We start from the raw sequence: 23,976 nt of genomic DNA, 5'->3' as shown, positions 1-23,976 counted from the left end.
CCAGTTGGGATGGAAAGGTAGAGGAGCTCTAGGCTACCACCGGATGCTGTCGATGACTTGCCGCAGGATCTGGGCCGAGCGGTGCAGTTGCTGTTGCTCGCTCTCGGTGAGGGACATGGCCAGCGTGCGCTCCACCCCCTGCCGACCGACCACTCTCGGCAAACTGAGGCAGACCTCCGGCAGACCATACTCCCCCTGGGTGAGGCTGCTCACGGTTAAAACGCGCCGCTGATCCCGTACCAGGGCCTGGACAATTTGCGTCACCCCCAGACCAATGGCATAGCTGGTGGCCCCTTTGCGGCGGATGATCTCATAGGCGGCATTGCGCACCTGCTCGAAAATATCCCCCAACTGGGCGGGATCCCACTCCGGCGAGAGCTGGCCAATCGGCGTGCCGGCAATGTTCACCTTGCTCCAGACGGCCACCTCGCTATCTCCGTGTTCGCCGATAATGTAGGCGTGCAGGCTGCGCGGATCCACCCCCAGCCGCCGGGCCAAAAGATAGCGGAAGCGGGCCGTATCCAACACCGTGCCCGATCCCAACACCTGCCCCGCCGGCAGCCCCGACACCTTCAGGGAAACATAGGTCATGATATCGACGGGGTTGCTCACCACCAGGAAAATGGCGCTGGGGCAATGCTCCATCAGGGCCGGGATCAAGCTTTTGAAAATCTCAACGTTGCGGTGAACCAGATCCAAACGGGTTTCGCCAGGCCGCTGCTTGGCTCCCGCCGTCACAATCACGACGTCTGAGCCGGCGCAATCGGCCAGCTCTCCCGCCCAGATCCGCGTCGGCTCCACAAAAGGGATCCCGTGCACCAGATCCATCACTTCCCCTTCCAGCTTGGCGCGGTCGATGTCGTGAAGAACCAGCTCATCGAGGGTGTTCTGGATCACCATCGAGTAGGCACAGGCCATGCCCACCTGCCCGGCGCCGATGATGGATCCCTTCAAAAGGCGGCGAGAAGTCAGCCCACTGGCTTGCTGCTCAAAGGGTTGCTTGGGTTGGCGCTCAGAAACGGTCATGGCTTCAGCCGCTACGCTTCCCTTCCCAGCTTAAGCCTGGCCAAGCGGAGAGCAAAATAGCATTGGGTAGTCCTCAACTCCGTTGCTGGGTTAGCCGTTGCCAAAGCTCCAGAGGAATGCGCTCGTGAGGACACTTCAGGGACCGAATCTGAGCCAGATCTTCCGGCAAGTAGTGCAAAGCCACCCGCGCCGTTGCATCGAGGAGACTGCGCCGCCGCTGGGGATGTTGCTCGGCTTCTCCCAAAAACACATCCAGCCAGCCATCCTGCTCCTGGTAGCGCATCCGCAAAGCAGAGAGAGAAGGCAGGGACTCTTGGCGGTAGAGCTGGAAGCCCTGCTCAGGGCTCCACCCCAGCCACCACTGGGGCGCCAGTTGCCCCAACTGCCGACACCACACGCCCGCCTGTACCTGTTGCCATGTCATGCTTGCCACTCCGCGACCCGTTCTCCTGAGAAGGCTTAACTGCAAATCTTTAGCAATTGCCATTTGGGTAAGCACTTTACCAGACCTTCCCAGCTTGATGCAACTCTTTATCAAAGAAAACCCCTACCATGCCCCTAATTTATTGAAAGTAGTTGCAATAGAGATATCCTGTAGCTGAGTTAAGTGGTGGAGTTATATCCCTCAGTCTGACTCTCTATCTCTCTATGTTGTGGAAACAGCGGGGATCCCGCGGCGGCAGGATGTGGGTCATCTGCGTCTTCTCCGGGCCTGGTTGAGGTTCTTTGCTAATGCAAGTAATTCTAACTAGCAAGAGTATGGCTGATCGTGTTGATGCCCGGTTATGCTCCCAGCACCTACTGGCCGGCTTCCATGTAACAGCGGTCAAAGAAAATGGCCGCAGCGGCTTTCAACTCGACCGGCCAGTTTCAAGGATCCCGGCAGCAGTGGGCAACAGTATCCTGTAAGCTGGTTGAGTCAGAGGCCCTTCTGGTTTGGGATTGGTGCATCCGGGTCGTAGCTATCGCCGTCTCATCCCTTTTATCCGGCCCCATCTGTGGATGTTGTTGTTGGGGCTGACCTGCACTCTTGGCTTTGTCCTGACCATGCCCGCGCTTGCCTACTTGATCGAGTGGGTGGCCCGCTCCATCGGCGCCGGGGATCTGGGGCAATTGCGGACGCTGGCCCTGATTGGAGTGGTGTTTTTCTTGGTGCGTGGCGCCTTCCAGTACGGCCAAGACACCCTGATGGCGAGGGCTTCCCTGCAAATGGTGTTGGAATTGCGCCAACAGATCTATGCCCATTTGCAAGCGCTGGATGTGGATTATTTTTCCGGCAGCCGCACCGGCGATCTGGTCTATCGCCTGACAGGGGATCTGGATCGGGTGGGAGAGGTGGTGCAACGCTTTTTCCACCGTTTCATCCCCAGCGTGCTCACCATCTTGGCGGTGGTGGCCTACCTGTTTTATCTCAACGGCATTCTCACCTTGACCACCCTGCTGATCGCCCCCCTGATGGCCGCTTTGATCAGTTGGTTTGGGGATCGCCTCTTGTTTCGCTCCCGCCTCAACCAAGAGAAGATGTCGGATTTGGCCGCCCTCTTGACAGAAGTGTTTGCCGGCATCAGTCTCACTCGCGCCTTTGCGGCCGAGGACTACGAAATTCGCCGCTTCAGTGCCATTGCCGAAAGCAACCGCCTGGCCCGGTTTCAGACCGAGCAGGTGAAAGCCATCCAAGACCCGGTGGTGGGTTTCCTGTACGCCATGAGCGTGTTGGGGGTGTTTTGGGTGGGCGGCTGGCAAATTAGCCAGGGCAACCTGACCGGCAGCCAGTTTCTCGGCTTTATTGCCGGTGTTGCCATGTTGATCGACCCCATTGTGCACATCACCAACAACTACAGCGAGCTGAAACAGGGTGAGGCTTCGGTGGAGCGGATTTTCGAGCTGCTGAACACTCGCTCGCAGATCCGGGAGCTGCCCGGCGCTCGGCCTATGCCCCCCATTCAGGGCTGGGTGGAGTTCGAGCAAGTTTCCTTTGCCTACAAACCGGATCAGCCGGTGCTCAAGGAAATCAGCTTTCAGGTGTCTCCCGGCGAGATCGTGGCCTTGGTGGGATCCTCCGGTGCCGGCAAATCCACCCTGGTGAGCTTGATTCCCCGCTTTTACGATCCGCAGCAGGGCTGCATCCGCATCGACGGCATCGACATCCGCACCGTCACCCTCAAGAGCCTGCGCCGCCAGATTGGCATTGTGCCGCAGGAGATCACCCTGTTTTCGGGAACCATTGCCAGCAACATCGCCTACGGACAAGAGCAGTTTGACCTGGAAGCGGTACGCCAGGCGGCCCAGGTGGCCAACATCGACACCTTTATCGAGAGCTTACCCGATGGCTACGCCACCCGCGTGGGAGAACGCGGGGTCACCCTTTCCGGCGGACAACGGCAACGGCTGGCCATTGCCCGCGCCGTGTTGCTCAACCCCAAGATCTTGATCCTGGACGAGGCCACCTCTGCTTTGGACAACGAGTCGGAAGCGTTGGTGCAGGAGGCGCTGCAACGGCTGATGCAACGCTGCACCGTTTTTGTTATCGCCCACCGCCTCTCGACAGTGCGCACCGCCCACCGCATTTTTGTCTTGGAGCAAGGGCAACTGCTGGAGCAAGGAAATCACCGCGAGCTGCTGGGCAAAGGGGGGCGCTACGCCCAGTTTCACCTGCGCCAGTTTCAGTAGGCTTCAGAGCCGCCACTCCTGCCGGAAAGGCCGATAGAACTCCGAATCCTGAGGCGCACCCCCCGCGATCCCGCAGATGGCCGAGGCAAATTGCACCGCCCGCTGCAGCAACACCTCCTCTGGCCATCCCCGCAGCAGGCCCAGGATGGCCACGGCACTGAAGCCATCTCCAGCGCCCACCGTATCCACCATCTGAGGTACGGAAACCGGGTCGGCCTGATAAACCTGGGCGGGGGTGATCAGGAGCGCACCTGCGGCCCCTAGAGTCAAAAATAGACCTTTCAGGTTCAACTGCGCCCGCAGGATCTGCCCTTGCTCCCGCACCTCTTTGGCAGGGATCCCTTCTAGCCGCGCCACCTGCTCCAGCTCCGCCTGGTTTAGCTTCAGCCAATCGCAGGTGCGCAGCATCTCCCGGATGGGATCCGGCTGCCACCAGGGATCCCGCAGGTTGAGATCCAAAAACACCGGACAGCGAAGGGCGGGGATCGTCTCCTGAAAGTGGCGATGGGCCGCTTCCCGTCGCGCCGCCAAGCTGCCCCGATAGAGCAGGCTGGGCTGGAGAACCCCGATATCCAACTGAATGTAGTCGTAGGCTTGGTCGGGCAAGATGGCAAAGCTTGGGATCCCCTCTGCATCCAGCGTGACTTGGACTTGGCCGGTGGGGTGAATCGGATCCCGTTGCAAACCTTCCAGGCGCAGCCCCTGCCGCCGCAGCGCCGCCAACAACTTTTCTGCCGCTTCGTCTTGGCCGATGCGGCTAAGCAAGAGGGGATCGGATCCTAGCCCCTTGAGGTTCCAAGCCACGTTCAAAGCCGCACCGCCCAGCACCACCTGGCTGGGGAAGCAGTCGAAAAGCACCTCCCCCAAAATGAGAGGCAAGCCCTGGGGCACATCGGGGGGATCCATCATCGGCACTTAGGAAGCAGCCGCTCCCTGCAGCTCCAGGATTTGCTGGTAGGTGTTGCTGCGGAACCAACGCTCGATTTCTCTGGCCCGCAGGACCGGCAGCGGATGGGTGCGCCCCACCGTTTGCATCTGCTTCAGCTCCATCTGCCACAGATCCCCGTCCAGCTCGTCGTAAGCGCGGGCCTGCTCCAAAAAGGCGTCCACATTCAGCTTAGAGGCCAATTGCGGGGATCCACCGCACAACTTCATCAACACCGAGATCACCGTCTTGGCGTCTTGGGTGACCAACAGCGCCGCCCGGTCACAGGTAAACTCGGCGCACCGCAGCCAGTGCATCAGTTGCTCCTGCAACGCCTGATAAAACAGCCCGCCGAAGGGGAGCAAGCTGGTGGAGAGCATGAGGATGTTGGCCATCGTCAAGTAGACGCCGTGATTACATTTCAAATGGCCCAATTCATGGGCGATCACGGCTTGAATTTCCGGCGGCTCCAACAGATCCAGCAGAGAGCTGTGCAAAACGATAAAAGGCTTTTTCCCCTGCATGGCAAAGGTATAGGCATTGGGCGTGGGGTTCTGCCGCACATAGAGCTGGGGCACGTCCAGATCCAAGATGCGACAGGCCTGCACCAAAAGCTGGTGAATCTCCGGCAGCTGATGCTCGTTAATTTGAATACTGGAAGCGATGTTATCCAGATAAAAGACCTGTCCTGCTGTTGAGCCGAGCCAGTTTTGAATCAGCAGGCCCAGCCCCGGCACCTGCTGCAGAGAGCGGGTTGCCTGCAGATCCACAGGATGGCGAAACTGGTCGGCCCGCAGGCCCAGCAGAATGCGAGGTTCTTGTTGAATGGATGACATAGACAAGATGGGGAGAAAAAGGCTTCAAAAGCAGGCGGGCGGCTGGAGCTTGGGGATCCCTGCTGTCGGCCGTCAAGGGATGGAGACCAAGAGAGCTGGGCATGTCCGGGCTGACCTGCAACTGAGGGCTGTGAACCCCCTCCAACTGTTGCCTCGGCAGACTCCGCCCTTCCCTACATGGTTTCTTGATTTTAGCCGCTACTCTGGAAACATCTCTTCTCTCGACCCTAGTCCGTTTGCAAGCTAGACCCCTTTGTCGTCGTTCTAAGGTCATCATGCGGATCCCGACTTCCACCTATCGCATTCAGTTTCATGCTGGGTTTGACTTCGAGGCAGCACGGCAAATGGTTCCCTACCTGAAGTTGCTGGGCATCAGCGACTTGTATGCCTCTCCCATCTTCCAAGCCCGCAGCGGTAGCACCCACGGCTACGACGTGGTGGATCCGAGGCAGATTAACCAGGAACTGGGGGGAAGTGAAAAGTTTGAGCTCTTGTGGGAAACCCTCAATCAGCAGGGAATCGGCTGGATCCAAGACATCGTGCCCAACCACATGGCCTATGACGGCCAAAACCAAATGTTGATGGATGTTCTAGAAAGTGGGCCCAACTCAGACTTTATCGATTACTTTGATGTCAACTGGAACCACTCCTATCTGGGTATTAAAGGCAGGATCTTGGCACCCTTTTTGGGAGATTTCTACGATAAATGTTTGGAGTCTGGTCAAATTCAGCTTCGTTACGATGCCGATGGCCTCAGCATCAACTACTATAACCTGAGATTTCCTCTGAATATCGATACCTATGCCGATGTTTTTACCTACAACTTAGGTAAATTGCGGCGGAAGTTAGGGCGAAGCCACCCCGACTACATCAAGTTACTCGGGATCCTCTTCAGCCTGAGATTTATACCCAGCAAGGAAGATCTCCTAGAACGCACCGATCAAATTAACTTTGCTAAGCACTCCCTTTGGGAGCTTTACACGTCTAGCCAATCTATTCAAAACTTCTTTGACGAGAACATTGCCATCTTTAACGGCAAGCCGGGGGATCCCTCAAGCTTTGACTTGTTGGACGACCTTTTGGCGCGGCAGAATTTCCGCCTTTCCTTCTGGAAAGTGGGCGCCGAGGAAATCAACTACCGTCGCTTCTTCACCATTAACGAGCTGATCTCGCTGCGGATGGAGGATCGCGAGGTCTTTCGCAAAACACATCAGCTTATCCTTAAGCTGGCAGAACAAGAGCGCTTTACAGGCTTACGTATCGACCACATCGACGGCCTGTTTAATCCGGAAGAATATCTCCATCGCCTGCGGGAACGCTGCCCAGATCTCTACATCGTGGTAGAGAAAATCCTAGAAGCCGATGAGAAACTGCCTCAGCAATGGCCGATTCAAGGCACAACAGGATACGACTTTTTAGCCAAGCTCAATGGTCTTTTTTGCCAGGAAGAAAATGCAGAGGCTTTTGACTCTCTTTATCAAGACTTTACGAACCTACGACATTCCCCAGAACAGGTGATTGAAGACAAAAAACGTTTGATCATCGAGCGCAACCTGGCAGGTGATATGGATAATCTTGCTTTTTTGCTCAAGCAGATCACCAGCCATCACCGCTACGCTAACGACTTTACCCTCTACAGCTTGCGCCGAGCCCTGGTGGAAGTTTTGGTGTGCTTCCCGGTTTATCGAGTTTACATCCACCAAGGGATCCTCAGCCCAGAAGGTCAGCAGGTTATCCGTAAAGCTGTAGAGAAAGCCAAGGAGAACCTGCCCATCTTGGTAAACGAACTAAATTTTCTGCAGCGTTTTCTCTGCCTGGAGTCTCTCGACAATTTGTCAGAGCAAGAGAGAAACGAGCAGATCTACTTTGCCATGCGCCTGCAACAGTTGGCCGGCCCTCTCATGGCCAAAGGGGTAGAGGATACGGCCTTCTATGTTTATAACCGGCTACTATCCTTAAACGAAGTGGGCGGGGATCCCTGCCGTTTTGGCTTTTCTCTGCAGGAGTTTCACCGCTTTAACCAAGAACGAGCAGCCGAGTGGCCTTTTTCGATGAATGCTTCCTCTACCCACGATACCAAACGCGGCGAAGATGTACGAGCCCGCCTGAATGTGCTGTCTGAAATCCCTGCTGAATGGAAAAAACACATCAACCTTTGGCATGAGCTGAACCTCGGTTACAAGGTCCGCAGCAATCAAGCCAAGCGCTCGGAACTGCCAGATCGCAACGATGAGTATCTGCTCTACCAGACTTTGCTCGGCTCTTATCCCTTCCAAGCGGAAGAGGTGCCCCAGTTCGTGCAGCGGGTTAAGGACTATGCCATCAAAGCTGTGCGGGAAGCCAAAGTTCACACCGCTTGGCTTCGCCCCGATACCGAGTATGAAGAAGCCACCCTCGCTTTTATCGATCAGATCCTACAGACTTCAAGCCCCTTTTTGGAGTCCTTCTTGCCTTTCCAACGCAAAATTGCCCACTTTGGCATCTTGAATTCCCTCTCGCAAACGCTGATCAAGCTCACCAGCCCTGGGATCCCGGATATTTACCAAGGTACCGAGCTATGGGATCTAAGTATGGTGGATCCCGACAATCGTCGGCCTGTAGATTTTTCTCGTCGCCTCGCCTACTTAGAAGAAATTCAACGGCGAGTCAAACAGGATCCTCTACAGCTTGTCGAAGATCTGCTGTCCCACCGCCGCGACGGACGCATTAAGCTGTTTCTCATTCATCTTGTGCTCAGGGCCCGTCAGGAACAGCCGCAGTTGTTTCTTGGCGGAAATTACATTCCCCTGCAGGTGAGCGGATCCCATGCTGCCCACGTGGTGGCTTTTGCCCGCCAGCACGAGAAGCAGGTTTTGATTACGGTGTCACCCCGCTTTTTGACCTCGTTGATCGACGAGACGCAGGATCCCCTGGGAGAAGCCGTTTGGAAAGATACTGAAATTCATCTGCCCCGCTGGAAGCGGCTGGAGTGGGTGAACGGGCTGACCCAAGAAGGGATCCCTGCCGGCGAAACCTTGCCGGTGGGCATCCTCCTCAAGTCTTTTCCGGTGGCCCTGCTGTGGGGGCAGAAGAACCTACTGAGCAATTGAGGCCGGGGTCAGGGCCTGAAAGTTGGCGATGCGGGCAAACTCCCGCGGATCGAGGCTGGCCCCGCCCACCAGCACTCCGTCGATCTGGGGTTGGGCCATCAGCTCGTCGATGTTGCCGGCTTTGACCGAGCCGCCATACAGGAGGGGCAGTTGGTCGGCGCCCAGGTGCTGGCGGATCAAGCCGATGACCCGATTGGCCTCTGCGGCTGCACAGGTGTCGCCGGTGCCGATGGCCCAGATCGGCTCGTAGGCAATCACCAGGTTCTCCAGATCGATCCCTGCCAAGGCGCGATCCAACTGCCCTAGGATCCAAGACTCGATCAAGCCCTGCCGTCGCTGCTCCTGGCTTTCGCCCACGCACAAGATGGGGGTGAGGCCATGCCGCTGCGCCGCTGCCAAGCGCCGATTCACGGTTTCATCTGTCTCGCCGAAGTATTGCCGCCGTTCACTGTGGCCGACGATCACGTAGCGCACCCCCAATTCCGCCAGCATGGGGCCGGAGATCTCCCCGGTAAACGCCCCCTGATCCTCCCAATGCAGGTTTTGTGCTCCCACGGCGATGCCGGATCCCCGCGTTTGCTCTGCCACCACGGACAGGTCTGTGAAGGGCACACACAGGATGATCTGCCGTTGTGAAGCCGCTCCTAAGGACGACGCTTGCAGAGCCGGAGCAAACTCCCGCAGAAACTGGCGGGCCTCAGCCTGGGTTTTGTACATCTTCCAGTTGCCGGCGATGAGGATGGGACGCAAGGTGGATCCTCCCTAAAAGACGCTCAGAAGACAACTAAAGAAGGGGATCCCAAAGCAGAAACCCAAATGGATAGGCAGGGATCCCAGCTTTTGTTTTTTCGTATGTCACAGTTTATCAGCAAGCGGCTCCAGAATACGGCGATGGGATCCGGGCCCCGGTTAACCCTCCTGGGCCGTCTCTTGTTCCAGGCTGGCAGCGATGGCCGCCAGGCAGTCTTCCCAGGCGGCTCCCTGCTCCAGAGATTGGACGGCGACGGCATAGGTCTGGGGGTGGGCCTGCAACAGCGCTCGTCCCTGGCGCAAGAAGCGGTTGATTTGGACCTTCATTTTGGCTGGAGAGGTCAAGGGCTGCGCTGCCAACAGCGTTGCCAACTGCTGCCGATCCTCTGTATCGCCCGTAATTTGGCTGTAGTGCAACGATTCTGCGGCTGCCCCCGCCATCCAGAACGTGCCGTAGCGCTCCACCTCTGCCCAAGGGATCCTTCCCTGAGCCTGCCAAGTGTGCATCGGGGCCCGATCCAACTCCACCCCGCCGTAGCCAGGCATCCCCCGTCGAAAGGCTTGCCAGGGACTAAGCACATAGCCCAACAACGGGATCCCGAGCAGATGGGCCACCAAAATGTGCCCCGCTTCGTGGCGGATGACCCGCTGCCGGTAGGCCGGCGAAGCCCAATCCAGCAGCCCGCCCAGCAACCCTGAAATCCGCCCCCCAAAGGCCACTTGCTCGACGATGACCAGCCCCACCAGTCCTACCAGGGGCATGGCAACCCGCGGCCCCAGCACCGCCGACAAAACCAAAGCTGCCACCACCCAAGCAGCGCGAGTAACTCCAGCTTCTGACATCGGCTAGCTACCCCCTTAACCAACCAGCTGAAGGGAGGATCCCATAACAGCTTACGCGCCAAAACCCAACAGGAAAGCCGGGCTTTCACAACCCGACAATCTGGGTGTTTTCAAAGGTGGCGAGAATTGCATCCAGATCTTTGCTCTGCAGTGAGTAGGTGGCAGTGGCATCGCTGCCAAACTGGATCTCGTCCCCATCCTCAAGATCCCGAAATTCCACCCGTTGCCCACCCACGTAAAGGCCATTGGTGCTAGGATTGCCCTGAATGTCGCCGTCGATAATTTGGTAGGTGAACCCGTCGGGAGAAGAAGGAGATTCGGTTTTAACCAAAATAGCGTGGTAGCGAGAGGCGTACTGCGAGTCAATGCGAATACTGTTGCGCGGATCCCGGCCCAATGAGTAGAGCTCGGCTGTCAACCAGTAGGCCTTTGGCCCCTGTCGATCTTTGACAATTAGCACATGATTGAGGGCCGGTCGGCGAGGGGGCGTGGTCATAAAGCCACCCACTTGCACAACACTGAGGGCAGTATACCCAAAACATAACATACGGAATCCCCCAGTTGGATCCCTATATCCACCGGATGAGTCTCACTGGGATGGGCAGGATTGGCCCATCACCCTGAGCAGCGAGTAGATTTTTGTAACAACTCCTCTCATAATGGGATTAACGATGCACATGGATCTCTGACCATGAATGGCTCGCAACCGGATCCCGGTGTCCAACCCCGTCCTCCCCAGACACCGAGGCTGATTGAGCTGCCGGAAGATGAAACCGATGCGCAGCTTGGCGATCCCCTGCGCATGCAGCGCTACGAATGCCGTTCCTGTGGCTACGTTTACGAGCCGGCCAAGGGGGATCAACTCAATCGGATCCCGGCGGGTGTGCCGTTTGAGGAATTGCCCGCCGATTGGAAATGTCCGGTGTGCCGAGCCGACCAGCGCTTCTTCCAAGCAGTGGGAGCCAAAGGCAAGCCTTCGGGTTTTCAAGAGAACTTGCGCTACGGCCTGGGGGTGAACGTGATGACCCCTGCCCAAAAGAACCTGCTCATTTTCTTGGGATTGGCGCTGGGGTTTTTATTTTTGATGAGTTTTTATTTCGTCGAGTGATGGCCAAGATGTTGAAGCTCTTGAGACTGGCGCTGTTGGCTGCTTGCTCCCTGCTGCTGATGGCGGCGCGGATGCCGAATATGCAGGTGGTGCCCTGGCAGCAGGTGGAGGTGCCTACCCAAAACATTCTGCTGGACATCGCCTTCACCGGCACCACCCCTACACACGGCTGGCTGGTGGGAGACAAGGCGACACTGCTGGAATCCCACGATGGCGGTTTGCACTGGCAGGTGCGGGAGCTGTCGAGCTTGGAGCCAGAAGCCTACCTTGCCTCGATCAGCTTTGCCGGGGCAGAAGGCTGGGTGGCCGGGCAGCCGAAGATCCTCCTTCACACCCTGAACGAGGGATCCGACTGGACTTCCATTCGCCTCAACACCCAACTGCCGGGTGAGCCGATCTTAATCCAGGCTTTGGGCCCTGGGGCTGCCGAGATGGTGACCAATGTGGGCGCCATCTACCGCACGGAAGATGGCGGGCAGACCTGGCGCGCTCAGGTGGAGGAGCCGATTGGGGCCATCAAAAACATCGCCCGCGGCCCTGGGGGAGAATACCTGGCGGTGTCGTCGCGGGGCAGCTTTTATTTTCTCTACACGCCAGAAAGCCGCGCCTGGAAGCCTTATCCGCGGGAGAGCTCCCGCCGCATTCAAAACATGGGTTTTGGCCCCAACGGCAGCGCCTGGAAACTGAACCAAGGGGCAGAGATTGCCTTCACGGAGGACTTCACCTCTGGCGAGTGGGCGTCGCCGCTGCGTCCGGGTCGGGCCCTCAGCTTTGGCTATTTGAATGCGGCCTATCAAAACGACCACGACCTGTGGGTGGTGGGGGGTGGCGCCACCCTGATCCACAGCCCCGACGGTGGCAAAACCTGGGAGCAGGCTAAGCAAGTCAGCGATATCCCCGCCAATTTCTACAGCATCGAGTTTTTCGGCCCCGACCGAGGGTTTATCTTGGGGCAACGGGGCACCCTCTTGCGCTATGTCAGCTCCAACAACTCCTGACGATCTCAGGGATCCCTAGCCGGTACGCGGGTGGATACACGCGCCAGGGCCACAGTTTCGCTTCCGCGGCTGCTGGTTGCTGCCAGCGGTACTGGCGGGCACGTTTTTCCGGCTTTGGCCATTGCCGAGCAGTTGCCCGATTGGCAGATCGAATGGCTGGGGGTGCCGGATCGGATGGAAGGGAAGCTGGTGCAGGAGCGCTACCCTTTGCACCGGGTTGCCATGTCTGGCTGGCAGGGATCCCCTCTCCACAAGCTGCGAGCCTTGGCTCAACTGGCGCGGGCGACCCTGCAGGTACGCCAACTCCTCAAGTCGGGACGGTTTGATATCGTCCTGACCACCGGTGGCTACATCGCCGCCCCGACCATCTTGGCCGCCCGTTCGCTGCGGGTGCCGGTGTTGCTGCACGAGTCCAACCGCATCCCCGGCAAAGTCACCCGTTGGCTGGGAAGATTTTGCCACGTGGTGGCGCTGGGCATGGCGGAGGCGGCAGAGCATTTGCCGGGGGTGGCCGCCCAAGTGGTGGGCACGCCGGTGCGGGCCGAGTTCTATCGGCCCCAGCCCCTGCCCGCCGATCTCCCCATCCCCGACGGGGATCCGCTGATCGTGGTGATAGGGGGGAGCCAAGGGGCACGGGGCCTCAACCGCATGGTGGCCGCCTGTGCCGAAGCTTGGTTGGAGGCGGGGGCTTGGATTGTGCATCTGACGGGCGGCAGCGAGGCCGGGATCCCCATCCATCCCCGCTACCGGCCCTTTCCTTTCCGCACCGATGTGGCTGCCCTGCTGCAGCGGGCAACGTTTGCCATCAGCCGGGCCGGAGCCATGAGCCTGGCGGAGTTGTGGGCCACCGCCACTCCGGCCATTTTGATCCCCTATCCTTTTGCCGCCGAGGATCATCAGTATCAGAATGCCCTAGCCTTTGTGGGGCGCGGTGGGGGTGTGGTCATGCGAGAATCCGAAGAGCATGTGGACTTGCTGCGGCAAACGGTGTTGACCTGGTTGGCTCAGCCGCAGGTGGTTGCCCAAATGGCTGCCCACTTGCAAGCCACAGCTCCCCCCAATGCCAGCAAGGCCGTAGCCCACCTGTTGCAGGAGATCTGCCAAAGTTCTGCCCGTTAACTCCCCCAGAGGGCCAGCCGTGGTACAGCCGAGAGTGGATGGTCTTTCCCAATGTCCGCCTGAGCCCGCCGTTTGCGCTCCTCGGACGGAGCCGTCAACCCCGCTGCCAGAGCTCCGGCTCGCCGACAGGACGGAATCGCTGTTGATGCAGCTAGAGCAGTGCTTCGGGATCCCTCAGCGCCCCCACACCCCCGACGGCCTTCCCCTCTATCCCGATCTCCTGGACGAGTTGGTGGGCACGGTTCTCTCCCAAAACACCACCGATTACAACAGCAGCCGTGCCTTCCGCGCCCTCAAAGCTGCCTTTCCCACCTGGGAGGCCGTCTTGGCTGCCGACCTGGCGGAGCTGGCCCAGGTGATCCGGCCCGGCGGCTTAGCCCACCTCAAGGCAGCCCGCATTCAGGAGATCCTGGCCGCCATTGGCGAGCGACGGGGATCCCTCAGTCTTGACTTTCTAAGAGACCTGGACGACGCCGGCGCCCTCGACTTTCTGCTCTCCCTAAAAGGGGTAGGGCTGAAGACCGCCACCTGTGTGTTGTTGTTCGGGCTAGGTCGGGATCTCTGCCCGGTAGATACCCACGTGCATCGAGTGGCCAACCGTCTGGGCTTGGTGCGGGCCAAACATCCCGACGACACCTTTGCTCAGCTTTCCCCGCAGATCCCCAAGGGCAAAGCCTACTCCCTGCATGTCAACTTCATCCGGCTGGGCAAGCGCATCTGCAAAGCGCGTATGCCCGAGTGTAGCCGCTGCCCGCTGCGTCGCACCTGCCCCTCTGCCCCCTTGCGGCAACGTTGATCCCCGCAGCAGAGTTCTACGCAGAGGGGATCCCCTCTTGTCCGTTGCCCTGGGCTGGAGGAACTTCCGGCTCCAGGACTTGCCGCACAGATTCGATCTCTTGGGAGAGCAACACCCGATCCCGATCCAAGAGGCCGACCACATGCTCCGGATCCTCCCGCGAGACCACCGGCAACTGGCGCAAATCGTATTCGTACATCGGCTCGGCAGCCACTGCCACCGCCTCATCGGGAAAGGTGGTGAGCACCGCCGATTGGCTGACCTGCTCTACTGTCAGCTCGGCCAATTCCCCAGCTTCCCTGTGAGCCAAAGCGCGCTCGAGGTCTTCCAGGGTGAGAATGCCTCGCAGCCGCTCCTGGCCATCCACCACCAAGGCGCTATGGCACTTTTGTTGCAGCAAACGCTCCAGGGCCTCCCGCAGGGGCGTATCCTGCTGCAACAGCAGAGAAGGGGGTACCATCACCTCTTGCACCGTCAGGCCCTTGTTGGGCTCCTGGCCGCGACGGGCGGAAGGGTAGATGGCCGGTGAGTGCAACTGCTCCGCCAGCCAAATGCTCAAACCCACCGCCGCCATCACCGGCAGCGCGATGTGGTAGTCCCGCGTCATCTCAAACAGCAGCAAAATGGCCGTCAGCGGAGCCCGCACACTGGCCGCCAACACCGCCGCCATGCCCACCATGGCGTAAGCGACAGGGGGAGAGAGGGCGATGGCGGGCAACACCTGTCCCAACACCTGGCCGTAGGCTGCCCCCAGCACCGCCCCCAGGAACAAAGCCGGCGCAAAGGTTCCCCCCACAAAGCCGCTGGCCAGGCTCAAAGCGCTCAGCAACAGCTTGCCCAGCAAAAGCAGGCCCAGATGGCCAAGGGAAAAGGGCACAGCCTGCAAGATCGACTCAACGGTTTCATAGCCCACCCCCAACGCCAACGGGATCCCCAAGCCCGCCCAGCCCAGGATCCCACCTCCCAAAATGGGCTTGCTCCAAGCCGGCCAAGCGGCCAGGGGGCCACTGCCAAACAGGTGCTTGCCCCACTCCAGGGTGTAGCTGAAGGCCAGAGAAACCAGGCTGGCCAAAAAGCCCAAGCCAAGATAGAGGGGCACCTCCAGCAGGCTGTGGATCTCGTAGTCCGGCAAGACAAAAGCCGGCTGCGTAATGGTGGGCAAGAGAAAAGCCGGCTGCGCCCCCAACCCCACCTGGGCGACCAGGGCCGACACCACTGCCGCCAACACCACCACACTGACGGCAGAAGTGGTGAACGTGCGGGCCAAAGCCAGCTCCAGCGCCAAAAACACTCCGGCAATCGGCGCATTAAACCCCGCCGCCAGCCCCGCCGCCGCCCCCGCCGCCAGCAACAGTTGCACCCGCTCCCGCGAGAGGCGCAGGTTTTGCCCCAGCAGGGATCCCAACAAAGCGCCACTTTCCACACTGGGCGCTTCCGGGCCCAGGGAAGCCCCCGCGCCCAACGAGATGGCAGCCGCCAGGAGCTTGAGCGGGATCCACCAGGGCTGAGGCGCCAAAGGACGAACGGAGCTCACCAGACTGGAGAGGCTCGAGTTGGGGAAGGGCACGACTGCTCCCAAAGCGCCGATCAGCAGACCTCCCAGCACCGGCGCCAAAGCCAGAGACCAGGATCCCGGCAGCCACAGGCCATGGTGTTCTGCGGCTCTGCCGATGCCATCGACAAAGACGTCTTGCAGCAGATAGCGACACCAGCCGATCAGATAGCGAAACCCGACCACCAACAGCCCCGTGCCTAGCCCCACTGCCGCCGCCAGCAGCAGAAGAAGGTTCTCAGAAGAGAGGCGCAGGCGGAGAGCGAGGGCGCTGCTCATGATCGGCTCAAGGGCTTGGGGAAGGCAGGGTCAAGATCTCTACGCCAGTTTCGGTGACGGCAACCGTATGTTCGAATTGCGCCGAAAGCTTGCCGTCCAAAGTAACAGCCGTCCACTTGTCGGGGAGCACCTTCACCTCCCAAGTGCCCTCGTTGATCATCGGCTCGATGGTGAACACCATGCCGGGGCGGAGCTTCTCCCCTTTCCCTCGTTCGCCGTAGTGGGGGATCTGGGGGGCCGTGTGAAACTGCCGTCCCACCCCATGCCCGACAAAATCCCGCACCACGCTGTAGCCCTGGGATTCGGCATATTCTTGAATGGCAGCGCCAATGTCGCCGACCCTCCCCCCCGGCTTGACGGCGGCAATGCCCCGCCGCAGACATTCTTCGGTTACCTCCACCAAGCGCCGCGCCCGCTCAGAAGGCTGTCCGACAAAGAACGTTTTGGAGGTATCGCCGTGGTAGCCATCCAAAACCGGCGTCACATCGATGTTGATGATGTCGCCTTCTCGCAAAACCTGCTTGGGGCTGGGAATGCCGTGGCAGACCACGTGGTTGACGCTGGTGCAGATGGACTTGGGAAAGCCGTGGTAGCCCAGAGGGGCGCTTCTGGCCCCATGGGCCCGTGTCCAGCGCTCCGCCTCGTCGTTGAGCTCTTGAGTGGTAATCCCCGGCCGCACCAGCGGCTCTAGGTGCTTGAGCAGATCTGCCGCCAGGCGACAAGCCCGCCGCATCTTCTCCAGTTCCCGCGCCGAGAGCAACACAATGGGCTGGGGAGCTTGCGCGAGCTGGCTCATGCCCGTCTGCAAAGCGGATCCCAACTGCTCTCCCCATCGCTGAGAGCGACGGCTGAGATCTGTTAACAACGCTCGCATGTCTTCCATGATCAGACCTTAGATTAGACTTAATCTGTGAAAATTGTTCGCGTCAGCGGCGTGTAGCACCTCGAACCTCTGCCCCCGTCCAGGATGGGTTTGAGTTGAGGTACTCACTCACAGATTCTCTGCCGCCGACGAATCCGCTGCACCAACCACAGCCCCAGAAAATAGCTGACGAGAGCTCCCCAAAAGCCGACAAACGCACAACCGACAAACAGCGTGCCCGACACCTCCAGGCCCCACTGCATCCAGTTTCGCCAAGTGGCCGCCACCAGCTCTGTGGTGGGAAGGACAGTCCGGGATCCCAGCAGCCATTCTCCCACCCGATAGTTAAAGGCATAGATGGGCACATAGGTGAGGGGATTGCTCACCCAGGTTCCTGCTGCCGCTACTAACTTATTGCCTCGAAATGGAATGGCCAGCACCAGAGCAGCCAGGGTTTGAAAGCCAAAAATCGGGAAGCAGCCGGCAAAAACCCCTACCGCCAAGCCGCGGGCAATTTCCTTGGGCGACGATTGCAGCCGCAACAGCCGCAGGTAAAGATAGCGCAGCCAACGCTTCCAGGCAGAACCCTGGCGGGCCGAGGTCGGCCCCAGTTGAGATCCAGAGTAGGAGCGGGAATAAAGCCCAGGGGATCCCGACGAAGGTTCAGAGAAAGAGGGCAGCCTCAACCAAAAGAGGGGGCTCATGGTGGCAAAAAGGGCAACGGAGGGAAGGTGTTAACTCCTGTAAATCCAGTGTATCTTTCCTGCCGTCGGCAAATCCAGGTCGGCAGCAACAGGATGAGGCTGGAGGATCCATTGAAGGGCGCTAGCTGAGCTTGTCCACCAAGGCCAGCACGAAGTGAAGACTCAAGTAGGAAACCAGCGCCACCAAAAACAGGAACAGGGCAATGCTCAGCCCAGATCGCAGGGCGACCCATTCTCTCTTGGGGTCAGGCTTTTCGGGGGGAGTTGTCATCAGAGCAAGTAGAGCAGGATAAACAACACAATCCAAACTCCGTCCACAAAGTGCCAGTAGATCTCAGCAGCCTCGACGCCAAAGTAGTGTTGGGCGCTGTAGTGGCCCGGCTTCAGGGATCGCCAGAGCACCGCCAAAATAAACAGCAACCCCGCCGCCACGTGCAGCCCGTGAAACCCCGTCAAGACATAGAAGGTACTGGCAAACAAGTTGGTGGTGAGGCCAAACTCCAGGTGGCTGTACTCGTAGAGCTGCCCGGCCAGGAAGATGGCCCCCATCAGGGCAGTGAGGGCAAACCACAGCCGCAATCCCTTGACATTATTGGCCTGGATGGCAGGCTTGGCCTGGTGGATAGCCAAGCTGCTGGCGAGCAAAATTGCCGTGTTAATTCCAGGCAAGAGCAATTCCCGCTCCGGCGTCCCTTCCGGCGGCCAAACCGGGGCCGTGAGGCTGTAGGCCAAATAGGCCATGAACAGGCCCAAGAATAGACAGCCTTCCGCTACCAGGAACATCAGCAGACCAAAAACGCGATGATCTGGGTGCTCGGCATGAGCGGCATGGGCCTGAGTGTGGCCGACCATCAAGGCATCAGAAGCGAGGGATCCTTGCATATTCCTGTCCACTTAAAATCAATTCTCGCCAAATTCCAGAGACTTCTTGAAACTGTAGGGGCAGCCCAGCCAAGATCAAGACGGGAATACCCGACGAGCAGAGGATGGATACCCAGCGGGCAAGTCTCCTGCTAAGAAGAAGTAGGCTCCGCCTCAGCCAGCGCCAGCTCCCGCAAGCTCTGCAACTGGGCGGCCAAGTAATCCAAAGTCTCCTTGCTGTGCAGGCCGTAGTCGTAGGGGCCAGTTAGCAGGATGGGATCCCCGTAGAAGTTGTGGGCAGGCGGTGGGGAAGAAGTTGTCCACTCCAGAGTTAGAGCCTGCCAGGGGTTGTCTCCGGCCTTGGGCCCAGCTACCCAAGAGTAGATGGCGTTCACCAAGAAGGGCAGCGTGGAGATGGCCAGAATGAAAGCCCCCACCGAGCTAATCCAGTTGAGGTCGGCAAATTGCGGGTCGTACTGAGCCACGCGGCGGGGCATGCCCATTAGACCCAGCTTGTGCATCGGCAAAAAGCACATGTTGAAGCCGACAAAGGTCAGCGCAAAATGCACCCGTCCCCAGAACTCGTTCAGCAGCCGGCCGGTCATCTTGGGGAACCAGTGGTAGAGGCCGGCATAGATGCCAAACACGCTGCCGCCAAACAACACGTAGTGCAGGTGGGCCACCACAAAGTAGGTGTCGTGGACGTGGATATCCAACGGCACCGAAGCAAGGATGATCCCGCTCAAGCCGCCGATGACGAACATGGAGATAAAGCCCATGCCAAACAACATGGCTGACCGGAAGTGGATCTTGCCGCCCCAGAGAGTGGCCAGCCAGCTAAACACCTTGATCCCGGTGGGAACGGCAATGGCCATGGTGGCGATCATGAAGAACACCCGCATCCAGTCGGGGGTACCGCTGGTAAACATGTGGTGAACCCAGACAATCAAGCCCAAAAAGCAGATGGCCAAGCTGGAGTAGGCAATGGCTTTGTAGGCAAAGATGGGCTTGCGGGCATGCACCGGCAAGATCTCCGAGATCATGCCGAACACCGGCAGAACCATGATGTACACCGCCGGGTGGGAGTAAAACCAGAACATGTGCTGGTACACCACCGGATCCCCGCCGCCGCTGGGGTTGAAGAAGGCCGTGCCCGCCAACAGGTCAAAGCTAAGCAGGATCAGCGCCCCAGCCAGAACCGGCGTCGCGATGAGAGTGATGATGGAAGCAGCCAGCATCGCCCAGCAAAACAGAGGCATATCCTCCATCTTCATGCCGGGCATGCGCATCTTGAGGATGGTGGTAATAAAGTTCACGGCCCCCAGAATGGAAGAGGTTCCGCCTAACAAAATGCTCAGGATCCAGAGTTCTTCTCCCACTTTGCCACTGATGAGGCTCAGCGGCGGATACGAGGTCCAACCCGCTGCCGGGGCCTCGAGGAAGAGGCTAGCCAGCAGCAAAAGGCCGCTGGGTGGAATTAGCCAAAAGGCGACGGCGTTTAGCCTAGGAAAAGCCATGTCCCGCGCCCCAATCATCAGCGGCACCAGGTAGTTGCCAAAGCCCCCCATCAAAGCCGGGACAATCCACAAAAAGATCATGATTGTGGCGTGCAAGGTAAAGGCGCCGTTGTAGCGCTCAAAACCGAGAAAGTCGGCTTCGGGGGTGGCCAGCTCGGCCCGCACGGCTGTAGCCAGCGCTCCCCCCACCAAGTAGAAGGAAAAGGTGGTCACCAAATACTGGATCCCGATCACCTTGTGGTCGGTGGAGAAGGTAAAAAAGCGCCACCAAGGCTCGGCGGCAGGCTCCAGGCTGGCTTTGGGGGCGGCGGCAAAGGTGGGATTGTCCTGTAGCTGGGTCATGGCAAAAGGCTCCTACTGGCGTCACCAGAACGTCCGTCAAGGGGAAAGGGATCTCTCTAGCCCGCTGAGGGAAGGGATCCCGTTTGCGTCAGCGAGAGGGAGTCCTTGGGCAGTTGGAGTAGATCAGCAGGCGAGAGGCCCAAACGCTGCTGGTGAACTTGGACAAAGGCAGATTGTGGGTGAGGGTGGCGCTCAGCCAAGGCCAGGGCGCCGGTTCCGCCCCGAGCAGCCACAATTTGCTCCTGCTGCCAGCGCTCGAACTCTTCCGGCGTCTCCACAATCAGTTGCCCAGCCATCACCCCATGGTAGGGGCCGCATAGCTCGGCACAGATGATGGGATAGGTTCCTAGCTGCGTGGGCACAAACTCTAGGTGAGTCTCTCGGCCAGGGATCAGATCCTGCTTGAGGCGAAATTGCGGCACCCAGAAAGCGTGGTTGACATCCATAGCCGTCATGTTCAAGCGCACCCGCTTGTTAAGAGGCAGGTGCAGCTCGCCGGCCACCAAACCCGACTCCGGATAGGTGAACATCCAGGCATATTGCATGCCCTGAACTTGAACCACCAGCTCTGGCCGGCCTGTTTCTTTTCCGGGCAGCACTGCAGGGGTGTAAGCATAGCCCGGATCCCCGGCTTCTGCCTCGTAGGCAGACCCCATCGCCATGGCCGCGTGGACGTGGCCGCCAACATCGGCGCCCCCATACACCGCCTGATAGACATCGAGACTGGCCAGGCCCAGCCAGAGGATGATCACCGCCGGCACCGCCGTCCACACGATCTCCAGCAGCACGTTGCCGTGGTTGGGATCCCCATCTCCTCGATCGCCCCGCCGCTTACGGTAGCGGATAATGCAGTAGAGGAGTACCCCTTGCACCACCAAGAAGATCCCGGTGGCGATGGTGATTGTGCTGTTGAAGAGGCTATCGAACAGGGGAGCTGAGTCGGCTGCTGATTCGGGAAGCAGATGGTGGTTCTGGCCGTACCAGAGGCTGGCCAGGGTCAGCAGAACTCCGATACCCACCAAAAGGATGTTGCTCAGGGCACTCACGACTGCTTTTCCCCACTGCAAGAAAGGCTTACTCCAGCAGATTGCCCAATAGGGCCTGCCGGATTGAACTTGGCTTTTTATACCTCTCAGATGCTAGCTCACAGGAATCGGAGAGGATGGCTCAGGCTTATGGATCTCTTCAGGATCTTCCAGGGATCGGCAGTTTCGGCAGACCTGCGCAGGGGCCGTACTACACGACTCTGGTGGAGAGGCATCTCTCCGAACAGAGGTTCTCGTTGCCCGTAGCCTGAGGTAGCGTGGGATAACCCCGCCAGTTGGGGGGTTAGAGAGATTCTGCACCGTTGTTTCGCCAATGTCTTTTCCCCATTCATCGGCGACCTTTCTATCTGGCTTAGGGGATCCCCTGCCGATCCAAACCCCATCGACCGTCTCGGAGTTGGCCGGCATCCTCAAGGAGTGCCAGGGGCGGAAGGTGCTGCCGCTGGGGCAGGGGAGCAAGTGGAGCTGGGCCCAGGTTGCCGAGCCGGTGGATCTGGCTCTCAGCACCTCTGGCTTACGCCGGCTTATCGACCATGCGGCTGCCGATCTCACCGTCACGGTGGAAGCCGGTATGACCCTGGCAGAACTGCAACCCATCTTGGCAGAGCGGGGGCAATGGTGGCCGGTGGATCCCCTCTATCCAGATCGGGCCACCCTAGGGGGCATCATCGCCACCGCCGATACAGGTTCTCTGCGCTGGCGCTACGGTGGGATCCGCGACTTGCTGCTGGGCATAACCTGGGTGCGGGCGGATGGGGAGGTGGCCAAAGCAGGCGGGCGGGTTGTCAAGAATGTTGCCGGCTACGACCTGATGAAGCTGTTCACCGGATCCCTGGGCAGTTTGGGGATTCTGACCCAGGTAACCCTGCGGCTTTATCCTTTGCCAGCAGCCCAGTCTGCGTTGCTGGCTACGGGATCCCTGCCGGAGTTGGAGGTCTTGTGTCGGCAGGCGCTGACCGGCCCGGTTAACCCTGTGGGGGTGGATCTCTGGCTGAGGGCAGGGGGAGCTCAGGCCTGGCTCAGCTTTCATGGCTCGCAGCGAGCGGTTGCCCAACAGATGACCCAAATGCGGCGGCTGGCCCCCGCAGGGCTAACTTTGCAGGAAGTGAGTCCCAGCTCTCTGCCCCTGCCTCAACCCGGCTCAGAGGCGGTGCTGGCCAAGTTTGGGTGCCTGCCCAACCAGAGCCTGGCCACATTGGAGCAGTTTCAAGCTCTGTTTCCCGAGGCGCAGGTGCAACTGCACCGCGGCTGTGGGCTGGGACGGGCTTGGCTGGTTCAGCCAGAAGTGGGATCCCTGCTGCAACTGCAGCGCCACCTCAAGTCTGTGGGCGGATTTCTCCTGCTTCTGGAAGCCCCACCGGCCCTGAAGCGGGCTCTTCCCCCCGACTTTGGCCCAGCCACCAGCTTGATGCGCAGGCTGAAGCAGCAATTCGACCCCACCGGCACCTTTAGCCCCAGTTGGATATGAAGGCCACCGCTTCTTCCCCGGCATCCTGCTGGCCAAACGGCTGGTTCCGGTGCATGATAGATCTATAAGAACTTGAAACATTTCTTAATATCACTTCTCGGGATCTCAGCGTCAAAGCCAAAAAAGAGGTCAGCATGAGCATTGAGTGGCAACGGATACTCCGCATTGGGGTGATTTTTTGCATTGGGTTGTTGATTGGGGTCGGCGGAGGATCCCTGACCTGGGCGCAACCGGCCCTGCCGGTGGTGCCGATGGAGCTGCCTCAGCCGCCTCTGCCGGTTTTGGACTTAGCGGATCAGTTGACCAGCAGCCAAGAAGCCCAACTGGCGCAGCACCTGAACAAGCTAGAGCAAGACACCGGTTGGAAGCTGCGGGTGCTGACTCAGTTTGACCAAACGCCGGGCCGGCAAGTGAAAGAGTATTGGGGCCTGAATGAGCGCAGCGTTTTGATGGTGGCGGATCCCAGGGGCGGCAACTTGCTGGCGTTTAATGTGGGGGATGCCGTGCGAGAGATCTTGCCGCGCACCTTTTGGATTGAGCTGCAATCTCGCTTTGGCAACCAATTCTACGTGCGGGAGCACGGTACTCAGCGCGCCATCCTGGAGACCGTCGACGTCTTGGATCGCTGTTTTCACCAGGGGGGCTGCCGGGTGGTGCCCGGCCTGCCTCAAGAGCAGTGGATCCTGACGTTGGTGACCTCGATTTTGGGAGGGATCGTGTTCGGATTTGCCGGCAAGCCCCGCCATGCGGAGGAGCTGTTTAACTGGCGCTGGGCTTTGCTCATTTCTCCTCTGTGGTTCATTTTGTTTGGGGCTTTCGGTATTGGCCCGGTGGTCACGCGCACCCAGGACTGGATCCCCTTGCTGCGCAATGTCTTGGGGTTTCTGGCAGGGGCCTTGGTGATCTACCTAGCTCCCATTGCTCGCCCGGCAGTGGATCAGCAATAGCCGACTCTTGACAGACTCCCAGCATCGAGGATCAGCGGTTTTCCAACGGCACTTATAAAGCTTACGGCCCGCTTGTGCGAGCAGTCTGGTCGGCCATTCCGCTGGCGCTCCTCGGACGAAGTCCTTGCAGCGGTGCTTATAACTCCCCTCTCCCTCTGGGAGAGGGGCTGGGGGTGAGGGCTGCTCCCTCTGGGAGAGGGGCTGGGGGTGAGGGCTGGGAGAGGGGCTGGGGGTGAGG

Annotated in this window: 22 protein-coding genes; 8 read left to right on the top strand and 14 right to left on the bottom strand. The window is 59.3% G+C overall.

Annotated features, from left to right (window positions below; all coding sequences use genetic code 11):
• Positions 1 to 33: 33 nt before the first annotated feature.
• Positions 34 to 954 carry an L-lactate dehydrogenase gene (locus NW844_RS04175; RefSeq protein WP_414333761.1) on the bottom strand — a complete coding sequence of 307 codons (921 nt, stop codon included), beginning with the start codon at positions 952 to 954 and terminating at the stop codon, positions 34 to 36.
• Between the two features lie 145 nt (positions 955 to 1,099).
• Positions 1,100 to 1,450, bottom strand: a complete 351-nt coding sequence (locus NW844_RS04170; RefSeq protein ID WP_414333746.1) for a hypothetical protein — start codon at positions 1,448 to 1,450, stop codon at positions 1,100 to 1,102.
• 521 nt (positions 1,451 to 1,971) lie between these two features.
• Here NW844_RS04170 and NW844_RS04165 point away from each other — a divergent pair.
• Positions 1,972 to 3,696, top strand: coding sequence for an ABC transporter ATP-binding protein (locus tag NW844_RS04165; protein ID WP_414333744.1), 1,725 nt, complete (start codon positions 1,972 to 1,974; stop codon positions 3,694 to 3,696).
• 3 nt (positions 3,697 to 3,699) lie between these two features.
• Here NW844_RS04165 and NW844_RS04160 read toward each other — a convergent pair whose 3' ends face one another.
• Entirely contained in the window at positions 3,700 to 4,605 is a 906-nt protein-coding gene (locus tag NW844_RS04160; RefSeq protein ID WP_414333742.1) for a carbohydrate kinase family protein, read from the bottom strand.
• A gap of 6 nt (positions 4,606 to 4,611) precedes the next feature.
• Positions 4,612 to 5,457 carry a M48 family metallopeptidase gene (locus tag NW844_RS04155; protein ID WP_414333740.1) on the bottom strand — a complete coding sequence of 282 codons (846 nt, stop codon included), beginning with the start codon at positions 5,455 to 5,457 and terminating at the stop codon, positions 4,612 to 4,614.
• 275 nt (positions 5,458 to 5,732) lie between these two features.
• Here NW844_RS04155 and treY point away from each other — a divergent pair, with 275 nt between their 5' ends.
• Complete coding sequence (treY, locus tag NW844_RS04150; RefSeq protein WP_414333738.1) at positions 5,733 to 8,546, top strand: malto-oligosyltrehalose synthase; 2,814 nt, start codon at positions 5,733 to 5,735, stop codon at positions 8,544 to 8,546.
• Here the strand turns inward: treY and tpiA are convergent.
• From tpiA to NW844_RS04135, 3 genes are all read right to left on the bottom strand, one after another.
• Positions 8,532 to 9,296: a triose-phosphate isomerase gene (gene tpiA, locus NW844_RS04145; protein ID WP_414333737.1), complete on the bottom strand. Its 765-nt coding sequence runs from the start codon at positions 9,294 to 9,296 to the stop codon at positions 8,532 to 8,534. The two genes, treY and tpiA, sit on opposite strands and share 15 nt — an antisense overlap.
• 159 nt (positions 9,297 to 9,455) lie before the next feature.
• Positions 9,456 to 10,139 carry a hypothetical protein gene (locus NW844_RS04140; RefSeq protein WP_414333735.1) on the bottom strand — a complete coding sequence of 228 codons (684 nt, stop codon included), beginning with the start codon at positions 10,137 to 10,139 and terminating at the stop codon, positions 9,456 to 9,458.
• Between the two features lie 85 nt (positions 10,140 to 10,224).
• A complete protein-coding gene (locus NW844_RS04135) occupies positions 10,225 to 10,635 on the bottom strand; it encodes an FHA domain-containing protein (protein ID WP_414333734.1) in 411 nt (136 codons plus the stop codon).
• 195 nt (positions 10,636 to 10,830) lie between these two features.
• Here NW844_RS04135 and NW844_RS04130 point away from each other — a divergent pair, with 195 nt between their 5' ends.
• The 4 genes from NW844_RS04130 to NW844_RS04115 all read left to right on the top strand — a co-directional run bounded on the left by NW844_RS04130 (position 10,831) and on the right by NW844_RS04115 (position 14,160).
• Positions 10,831 to 11,247 (top strand): rubredoxin, encoded by a 417-nt coding sequence (locus tag NW844_RS04130; RefSeq protein WP_414333732.1) that lies wholly within the window; start codon positions 10,831 to 10,833, stop codon positions 11,245 to 11,247.
• Between the two features lie 8 nt (positions 11,248 to 11,255).
• Entirely contained in the window at positions 11,256 to 12,245 is a 990-nt protein-coding gene (locus tag NW844_RS04125; RefSeq protein WP_414333730.1) for a photosynthesis system II assembly factor Ycf48, read from the top strand.
• 30 nt (positions 12,246 to 12,275) lie between these two features.
• On the top strand, positions 12,276 to 13,364 hold the full coding sequence (gene murG, locus NW844_RS04120; protein WP_414333729.1) for an undecaprenyldiphospho-muramoylpentapeptide beta-N-acetylglucosaminyltransferase: 1,089 nt from the start codon (positions 12,276 to 12,278) through the stop codon (positions 13,362 to 13,364).
• A gap of 145 nt (positions 13,365 to 13,509) precedes the next feature.
• Positions 13,510 to 14,160, top strand: a complete 651-nt coding sequence (locus NW844_RS04115; protein ID WP_414333727.1) for an endonuclease III domain-containing protein — start codon at positions 13,510 to 13,512, stop codon at positions 14,158 to 14,160.
• A 16-nt stretch (positions 14,161 to 14,176) separates the two neighbouring features.
• Here NW844_RS04115 and NW844_RS04110 read toward each other — a convergent pair whose 3' ends face one another.
• From NW844_RS04110 to NW844_RS04080, 7 genes are all read right to left on the bottom strand, one after another.
• Complete coding sequence (locus tag NW844_RS04110; protein WP_414333725.1) at positions 14,177 to 15,991, bottom strand: chloride channel protein; 1,815 nt, start codon at positions 15,989 to 15,991, stop codon at positions 14,177 to 14,179.
• Positions 15,992 to 15,998: 7 nt separating this feature from the next.
• Positions 15,999 to 16,787, bottom strand: a complete 789-nt coding sequence (map, locus tag NW844_RS04105; RefSeq protein WP_414333759.1) for a type I methionyl aminopeptidase — start codon at positions 16,785 to 16,787, stop codon at positions 15,999 to 16,001.
• Positions 16,788 to 16,978: 191 nt separating this feature from the next.
• Positions 16,979 to 17,539, bottom strand: a complete 561-nt coding sequence (locus NW844_RS04100; protein ID WP_414333723.1) for a DUF2062 domain-containing protein — start codon at positions 17,537 to 17,539, stop codon at positions 16,979 to 16,981.
• Between the two features lie 139 nt (positions 17,540 to 17,678).
• Complete coding sequence (locus NW844_RS04095) at positions 17,679 to 17,828, bottom strand: hypothetical protein (RefSeq protein ID WP_414333721.1); 150 nt, start codon at positions 17,826 to 17,828, stop codon at positions 17,679 to 17,681.
• Positions 17,828 to 18,439, bottom strand: coding sequence for a cytochrome c oxidase subunit 3 (locus NW844_RS04090; RefSeq protein ID WP_414333719.1), 612 nt, complete (start codon positions 18,437 to 18,439; stop codon positions 17,828 to 17,830). Before NW844_RS04090 ends, NW844_RS04095 begins: the two co-directional genes overlap by 1 nt.
• Before the next feature lie 131 nt (positions 18,440 to 18,570).
• The gene (gene ctaD, locus NW844_RS04085; protein WP_414333717.1) at positions 18,571 to 20,277 is read right to left on the bottom strand and encodes a cytochrome c oxidase subunit I; all 1,707 of its coding nucleotides are present in this window, start codon (positions 20,275 to 20,277) and stop codon (positions 18,571 to 18,573) included.
• Positions 20,278 to 20,333: 56 nt separating this feature from the next.
• Positions 20,334 to 21,323 carry a cytochrome c oxidase subunit II gene (locus tag NW844_RS04080; RefSeq protein WP_414333715.1) on the bottom strand — a complete coding sequence of 330 codons (990 nt, stop codon included), beginning with the start codon at positions 21,321 to 21,323 and terminating at the stop codon, positions 20,334 to 20,336.
• A 313-nt stretch (positions 21,324 to 21,636) separates the two neighbouring features.
• On the opposite strand from NW844_RS04080, the gene NW844_RS04075 reads away from it, so the two are divergent.
• Positions 21,637 to 22,791: an FAD-binding oxidoreductase gene (locus NW844_RS04075; protein ID WP_414333714.1), complete on the top strand. Its 1,155-nt coding sequence runs from the start codon at positions 21,637 to 21,639 to the stop codon at positions 22,789 to 22,791.
• 251 nt (positions 22,792 to 23,042) lie between these two features.
• A complete protein-coding gene (locus tag NW844_RS04070; RefSeq protein WP_414333758.1) occupies positions 23,043 to 23,738 on the top strand; it encodes a TPM domain-containing protein in 696 nt (231 codons plus the stop codon).
• The last annotated feature ends 238 nt before the right edge of the window (positions 23,739 to 23,976 follow it).

The sequence above is a fragment of the Synechococcus sp. H55.2 genome (assembly GCF_047462495.1).
GTDB lineage: Bacteria > Cyanobacteriota > Cyanobacteriia > Thermostichales > Thermostichaceae > Thermostichus.
Note: the sequence above shows the minus strand (reverse complement) of the source record. Positions and strands in the feature narration are given on the sequence as shown.

Bases quoted from the DNA above. Each gene is read 5' to 3' on its own strand.
- NW844_RS04170 (WP_414333746.1), bottom strand. From the start codon at position 1,450: ATGACATGGCAACAGGTACAGGCGGGCGTGTGGTGTCGGCAGTTGGGG.
- NW844_RS04160 (WP_414333742.1), bottom strand. From the start codon at position 4,605: ATGATGGATCCCCCCGATGTGCCCCAGGGCTTGCCTCTCATTTTGGGG.
- NW844_RS04155 (WP_414333740.1), bottom strand. From the start codon at position 5,457: ATGTCATCCATTCAACAAGAACCTCGCATTCTGCTGGGCCTGCGGGCC.
- treY (WP_414333738.1), top strand. From the start codon at position 5,733: ATGCGGATCCCGACTTCCACCTATCGCATTCAGTTTCATGCTGGGTTT.
- NW844_RS04140 (WP_414333735.1), bottom strand. From the start codon at position 10,139: ATGTCAGAAGCTGGAGTTACTCGCGCTGCTTGGGTGGTGGCAGCTTTG.
- NW844_RS04135 (WP_414333734.1), bottom strand. From the start codon at position 10,635: ATGACCACGCCCCCTCGCCGACCGGCCCTCAATCATGTGCTAATTGTC.
- NW844_RS04130 (WP_414333732.1), top strand. From the start codon at position 10,831: ATGAATGGCTCGCAACCGGATCCCGGTGTCCAACCCCGTCCTCCCCAG.
- NW844_RS04125 (WP_414333730.1), top strand. From the start codon at position 11,256: ATGTTGAAGCTCTTGAGACTGGCGCTGTTGGCTGCTTGCTCCCTGCTG.
- NW844_RS04115 (WP_414333727.1), top strand. From the start codon at position 13,510: ATGCAGCTAGAGCAGTGCTTCGGGATCCCTCAGCGCCCCCACACCCCC.
- NW844_RS04110 (WP_414333725.1), bottom strand. From the start codon at position 15,991: ATGAGCAGCGCCCTCGCTCTCCGCCTGCGCCTCTCTTCTGAGAACCTT.
- map (WP_414333759.1), bottom strand. From the start codon at position 16,787: ATGAGCCAGCTCGCGCAAGCTCCCCAGCCCATTGTGTTGCTCTCGGCG.
- NW844_RS04095 (WP_414333721.1), bottom strand. From the start codon at position 17,828: ATGACAACTCCCCCCGAAAAGCCTGACCCCAAGAGAGAATGGGTCGCC.
- NW844_RS04090 (WP_414333719.1), bottom strand. From the start codon at position 18,439: ATGCAAGGATCCCTCGCTTCTGATGCCTTGATGGTCGGCCACACTCAG.
- ctaD (WP_414333717.1), bottom strand. From the start codon at position 20,277: ATGACCCAGCTACAGGACAATCCCACCTTTGCCGCCGCCCCCAAAGCC.
- NW844_RS04075 (WP_414333714.1), top strand. From the start codon at position 21,637: ATGTCTTTTCCCCATTCATCGGCGACCTTTCTATCTGGCTTAGGGGAT.
- NW844_RS04070 (WP_414333758.1), top strand. From the start codon at position 23,043: ATGGAGCTGCCTCAGCCGCCTCTGCCGGTTTTGGACTTAGCGGATCAG.